Origin of the sequence: Cellulomonas hominis (genome assembly GCF_901521055.1) — a bacterium.
Taxonomy (GTDB): Bacteria; Actinomycetota; Actinomycetes; order Actinomycetales; family Cellulomonadaceae; genus Cellulomonas; species Cellulomonas endometrii.
On record NZ_CABEGA010000093.1, the window covers coordinates 1 to 6216 of the forward strand.

A 6216-nucleotide genomic window follows, 5' to 3' on the forward strand; every position below is an offset into this window, starting at 1 on the left:
CTCGCGGGCCTCGGCACGGCGCTGTTCGCGTCGTTCACCGGCGCCCAGACGCTCGGCACCGCGCTGGCGTTCGGTTTCGGCACCATCGCGGCGTTCCTGGCGGTCGCGCACGTGTCGGGCGGGCACTTCAACCCGGCGATCACGCTGGGCTCCGCCCTGGCCGGCCGCACCCCGTGGACGCACGTGCTGCCCTACTGGATCGCGCAGCTGGTCGGCGGCGCGCTCGCCGCGGCGGTCCTGTTCGTGACCGTGTCGTCGTTCCCCGCGCTCGAGGGCGCCGAGCGGCAGTTCTTCAGCCAGGCCGCGAACGGCTACGACACGCACTCCCCGCTGGCCACCGCGACCAGCAGCCCCGAGGGCTTCGGCGTCATCGCCGCGCTGCTCATCGAGGGCGTGCTGACCGCCGTGCTCGTCGGCGTGTACCTGGGGGCGACCGACCGCCGCGGCGCGCGTCGCCAGGCCGCGTTCGCCGTCGGCCTGACCCTCGCCTTCGCGGTGCTGGTCGCGGGCCCCGTCACGAACGCCGCGCTGAACCCGGTCCGGGCGACCGCCACGGCGATCTTCTCGGACTCGTGGGCCTGGGGCCAGGTCTGGGTGTTCTGGGTCGCGCCGCTGGTCGGCGCCGCGCTCGCCGCGCTGCTGTACCGGGCGTTCTCCTCCGCCCCGGAGGACGACGACGTCCTGGACGAGGACCTCGAGCTCGAGGAGATCGACGTGGAGGTCCGCCCGGTCGTCTGACCGAGCACCCCGCGCCCGAGGGGCGGCGACCCGGCCGGGTCGCCGCCCCTCGGCACGTCCGGGGTCACGCGCGTCAGGACGGGGGCGCGGGCACGATCTGCGAGAGCACGGCGATCGCCAGTGCCAGCCCCGCCAGGGCCGCGACGTCCACCGCGCGGCTGCGGACCACCAGGGCGGCCGGCCCCCCGCGCACGACGCCGCGCACCACCGCGCAGCACGCCAGGAACACGGCCAGGACGAGCGCGCCCGTCGGGGTGCCCGCGACCAGCGCGACGGCGCCGGACAGGATCACGGCGCCGACGATCACCCAGAGCGACCAGTTGCGGTCGGCCGCGAGGGACGCGCGGGCGATGGCGCGGGGGTCGAGCGGCCGGCCCTCGGCGTCGTACCACTCGTCGCCGGGTACGGGGGCCGGCGGCGGGGTGGGCTGCGGGGCGGGCTCCGGTGCGCTCTCGTGCGTCACGTCCGTCCCTTCCCCGCTCACGGCGCGGCTGCGGGCCGCGCGACGGCTCCGAGGGTACCGCGGGCGCCTGGACGGCCCGGGACGTCCGCGGTGGCGGTTACGGTGGCGGGGTGCCTGCTCCCGGTGCCCCCGCGTCCCCGCTCGTGCCGTCGTCCGTGGTCGTCGTCGGGGCCGGCCTGGCCGGGGCCCGCACCGTCCTGGAGCTGCGCGCCCAGGGGTACGGCGGCCGGGTGACCGTGCTCGGCGCCGAGGGCGTCGCGCCCTACGACCGGCCGCCGCTGTCCAAGCACCTGCTCGACCGCCCGGCACCCGCCTGGCTCTCCGACGAGCTCGCCGCGGACGCCCTGGCGCTCGCCGACGAGGTGCACCTGGCCCGGCCGGCGACGGCGCTGGCGGTGCACGACGACGGGGTCGAGGTGCAGACGGCCGCCGGTCCGGTGCGCGCGGAGGCGGTCGTGGTCGCCACGGGCGCGTCCGCCGTGCGACCGCCCGCCTGGGCAGCCGCGCTGACCCTGCACACCGCCGCGGACGCCGAGCGGCTCCGGGCCGGTCTCGGGTTCCGCGCCGGTGCGACCCCCGCGGCCCCGGGGCGGCGGCTCGTGGTCATCGGCGCGGGCTGGGTCGGTGCGGAGGTCGCCACGGTCGCCGCGGCCGCCGGTGCCGACGTGACCGTGGTCGAGGCGCGCGACGCGCCGCTCGGCACCGCGCTGGGCCCGGTCGTCGGCGCGCTGACCGCCCCGTGGTTCGAGCGGGCGGGCGTCCGGCTGCGCACGGGGGTCGCGGTGGCGGCGGTGACGCAGGACGCGGTGACGCTCGCCGACGGGGCGGTGCTGCCCGCCGACGTGGTGCTCGCCGCCGTGGGCGCGCGGCCGGCGACCGCCTGGATCGGGGACGCGCTCCCCCGGGACCCCGACGGGTCGGTGCGGGTGGACGAGCGGCACGCCCCTGTCGGCGGCCCGTGGCGGGTGCGCGTGGTGGGCGACGCCGCCCGGCGCCGGTCGGCACGCCACGGCTGGGTCCCCGGCGGGCACTGGGACGCCGCGCTGCGGGGTCCGGCGGTCGCCGTCGCCGGGCTGCTGGGCGGGACGCCCGCGGAGCCCGACCTCGCGCCGTACGTGTTCTCCACCCAGCTCGGGCACGAGCTCGCGCTGTACGGGCTGCCGGGCGCGGACGACGAGGTGCTGCTGCGCGGCGACCCGGCGGGCGACGCGGGCTGGACGGCGCTGTGGTTCGCGCCCGGCACCGGGACCCTCACCGCCGCGTTCGCCGTCGACCGCCCGCGGGACGTCGGGGGCGCGCGCCGGCTGTTCTCCGGGCCGGCCCTGCCGGTGCTCGACCGCGTGCGGGCCGCCGACCCCGCCGTCCTGCTGACGAAGGCCGTCGCGGGCTGACGCGCCCCCGGCCGCCGGGCGCGGCCCCCGGGCTCAGCCGCGCGCCACGGCCCGGAGCCGGGCGACCGACGCCAGCGCCGCCTCGCGCCACGCGTCCGCGCCCGGCTCGGTCCACAGCTCGTAGAGCTCCGAGGTGTCGGGGTCGGCGAGCGCGCGCTCGGCCTGCTCGCACAGCCACACCGTGCGCCCGGGCGTGAGGTGCGGGGCGAACGCCGCGACGACCGCGTCCTCGTCGCCGTCGGGCAGCGGGGCGTGCGGCTGCCCGTGCACCGCGAGCGCCAGCTCGACCAGCGCGAGCGCCAGCTGCCCGCCGTCGGCCTCCAGGTACTCGTCGTCGGCGAACGCCGCGTCGACGTCCTCGAACGTGAACTCGCCGTGCCGGATGTCCGCCAGCAGGTCGCCCGCCCCGTCGTTCTCGAACGGCGCCGATCCCCAGGTCCCCATGCGCGCCGACCCTAGCGCGCCGCCCGGGGGGACGCCCGGGCGGCGCGGTGACGGGCCGGGGCGGTCAGGCCCGGCGGATCCGGAGGGTCACCAGCTGGAACGGCCGGACGTCCAGCGCCGCCGCGCCGGGGACGTCGCCGCCGCCGACCACCGCCCGCGCGGGGACCTCCCGCTCCAGCAGGTCGACCTCGGTGACCCCCGCGGCGTCGAACCCCGGCGTGACGACGGCCCGCGCCCGGGTGCCGTGCGCCTCGTACAGCCGGACGACGACGTCGCCCGAGCCGTCGTCGGCGAGCTTGACCGCCTCGACCACGACGCCCGCCCCGGACACCGTGACCAGCGGCTCGACCCCCCGGCCGCCGCGGACCTCCCGCACCGGCAGGTTCGCGCGGTACCCGTCGACCACGGCCTCGGGGATGCCGGCGCCGACGTGCAGCACGGTGCGGAACCGGTGGGTGCCCTGGTCGGCCTCGGGGTCGGGGAACAGCGGCGCGCGCAGCAGCGACTGCCGCACGACGGTCGCGGTGCCGCCGTCGTCGGAGACGGTCCGCGTGACGTCGTGCCCGTACGTCGCGTCGTTCGCCACAGAGACGCCGTACCCGGGCTCGCCGACGTGCAGCCAGCGGTGCGCGCAGATCTCGTACCGCGCCACGTCCCACGAGGTGTTGGTGTGGGTGGGGCGGTGCACGTGACCGAACTGCGTCTCGGCGGCGGACCGGTCGGCGTGCACGTCCAGCGGGAACGCGAGCTTGAGCAGCCGCTGCCGCTCGTGCCAGTCGACCTCCGTGTCGATCTCGACGACGCGCGTACCCGGCCGGAACGTCAGGTCCTGCACGATCGTCGACTCCCCGACCGTCCGGGAGGTCCGGACCACCGCGAGGTCCGGCTTCTCGGCGACGACCTCCAGCGAGTCGGCGTCGAGCAGGTCCTGCACCGTGCGGCGGTACTCCGCGTCGATGTCCCAGGCGTCCCACTGCCGCGGCACGTCGCGGTGCAGCTGCAGCAGGTTCGCGACCGTCCCGGGCGCCACGACCTCGCGGTCGGCGGCGAGGTCCCGCACGGAGGCGAGCTGGCCGCCGGGCGTCAGCCGCACGTCGAGCAGGTCGGTGCGGACCCGCAGCCCGTCCCCCTCGCGCAGCACCTCGACGGTGCCGCCGCCCGCCCCGGCGGCGTCCGACGCCAGGGCACCGCCCAGCGCCGGCAGCCCGTCGCGGTCGTGCGGGGCCGCGTTCACGCGGACCGTCCCGTCGCCCTCGCCCACCAGGGCCGTGAGCGCCGCGGCGATCACGGCCTCCGCCCGGTGCTCGACGTCGGCGTACGCCTCCTCCGCCTGCCGGTAGACCCACCCGATCGACGAGCCCGGGAGGATGTCGTGGAACTGGTGCAGGAGCACCACGCGCCACAGCGCGCGCAGCTCGTCGGCCGGGTACGCCGCGCCGGTGCGGACCGTCGCGGTCGCCGCCCACAGCTCGGCCTCGCGCAGCAGGTGCTCGCTGCGCCGGTTGCCGCGCTTGGTCCGGGCCTGCGAGGTGTAGGTGCCGCGGTGGTACTCCAGGTACATCTCCCCGGACCACACCGCGGGGCTCCCCGGGCCCGCCGCGGCCAGCTCCTGCTCCGCGCGCTCGAAGAACGTGTTCGGCGACCCGATCTCGACCTCGGGGAGGCCGGCCAGCGACCGGGCGCGGTCCGCCGCCGCGAGCATCTCCCGCGTCGGGCCGCCGCCGCCGTCGCCCCAGCCGAACGGCACGAGCGAGGTGCTCGCGACGTCCTTGTCCCGGAAGTTCCGCTCCGCGTGCGCGAGCTCCCGCGGGGAGAGGTTCGAGTTGTAGGTGTCGACGGGCGGGAAGTGCGCGAGCACCCGCGAGCCGTCGATCCCCTCCCAGCTGAACGTGTGGTGCGGCATCGCGTTGGTGTCGTTCCAGGAGAGCTTCTGCGACAGGAACCACCGGGAGCCCGCGGCGCGCACGATCTGCGGCAGCGCCCCGGTGTAGCCGAACGAGTCGGGCAGCCAGACGTCCTGCGTCTCGACGCCGAGCTCGTCCAGGAAGTAGCGCTTGCCCTCGACCATCTGCCGGGCCAGCGCCTCGCCGCCGGGCATGTTGGTGTCCGACTCGACCCACATGCCGCCGACGGGGACGAACTGCCCGGCGGCGACCTTCTCCCGGATCCGCTCGAACAGCTCGGGGTGCCGCTCGGCGACCCACGCGTACTGCTGCGCGGACGAGCACGCGAACACGAAGTCCTCGCGCTCGTCCATCAGGGACACGACGCTGGCGAACGTCCGCGAGCACTTGCGGACCGTCTCCCGCGCCGGCCACAGCCACGCGGAGTCGATGTGCGCGTGCCCGGTCGCGAGCACCCGGTGCCCGCCCGCGGCGGCCGGGACGTCCAGCACCGGCCGCAGGACCGCCCGGCCCTCCGAGGCCGTGCCCGCGACGTCGCGGGGGTCGATCGCGTCGACCACCAGGTCCAGCGCCCGCAGCGCCCGGGCGTACCGGGTGGAGCCGGGGTCGGTGACCTCGACCAGCCCCTGCACCGCGAGCAGGTCCTGCCAGAGCTCCCACACCTCGACGTCCCGCAGCACCACCTCCGCGGACCGCAGCGCGTACAGCGGGTCCGTCCCCGCGGTCAGGGGGTCGCCGAGCGGCGTGGGTCCGTACCAGGTGCTGCTGCCGACGTCGGGGTTGCCCGCGGCCTCGACGAAGACGTCCACCGTCGCGTCGGCCCACGGCACCGCCTGGTTCAGCGGGGACAGGCCCTTGACCGCGACGCCGTCGGGCCGCAGGACCAGGCCCTCCGCCTGGAACCCGGGCTGGGTGGTGGTGAACCCGAGGTCGATCGCGAGCTCCACGGCGTGCCGGCCCGCGCGCACGGCGTCGGACGCGAGCCAGCCGTCGGGCACGTCACCGGTCATCCGGAACCACGTGGTGCTCCACGGCGCACCCCACGGCGTCCCGGGCGGCGCCGGCGCGTACTCCTGGGCGACGGCCTCGCCGAACGGCACCGGCTCCCCCGGCGCCGTCCACGCGGTCACGGTCAGCGGCGCGCGGCCGGCGACCAGGGCGGGGGTCAGGCGCTCGTGCAGGAACCGCTGCACGCGCTGCAGGACACGGGCGGCGTCGACGTCGACGGGCATGGATCACCTTCCGGGGTGGCGGGAGTCATGGCATGCGCTCTTGT

The 6216-nt window shown here is 77.3% G+C and carries 5 protein-coding genes; 2 read left to right on the forward strand and 3 right to left on the reverse strand.

Translation table 11 applies throughout. The features are described from left to right. On the forward strand, positions 1-738 hold a 738-nt coding region (locus KJP73_RS18440), incomplete at its 5' end, for an aquaporin (RefSeq protein WP_213284343.1). A gap of 73 nt (positions 739-811) precedes the next feature. Here the strand turns inward: KJP73_RS18440 and KJP73_RS18445 are convergent. Beyond that, positions 812-1201, reverse strand: coding sequence for a DUF3017 domain-containing protein (locus tag KJP73_RS18445; protein ID WP_213284344.1), 390 nt, complete (start codon positions 1199-1201; stop codon positions 812-814). A 110-nt stretch (positions 1202-1311) separates the two neighbouring features. Here KJP73_RS18445 and KJP73_RS18450 point away from each other — a divergent pair, with 110 nt between their 5' ends. Further along, on the forward strand, positions 1312-2592 hold the full coding sequence (locus KJP73_RS18450; protein WP_249669541.1) for an FAD-dependent oxidoreductase: 1281 nt from the start codon (positions 1312-1314) through the stop codon (positions 2590-2592). Between the two features lie 33 nt (positions 2593-2625). Here the strand turns inward: KJP73_RS18450 and KJP73_RS18455 are convergent, their stop codons facing one another. Then, a complete protein-coding gene (locus KJP73_RS18455; RefSeq protein WP_213284345.1) occupies positions 2626-3036 on the reverse strand; it encodes a DUF4259 domain-containing protein in 411 nt (136 codons plus the stop codon). 64 nt (positions 3037-3100) lie between these two features. After that, positions 3101-6172 (reverse strand): alpha-mannosidase, encoded by a 3072-nt coding sequence (locus KJP73_RS18460; RefSeq protein WP_213284346.1) that lies wholly within the window; start codon positions 6170-6172, stop codon positions 3101-3103. Positions 6173-6216 lie beyond the last annotated feature (44 nt).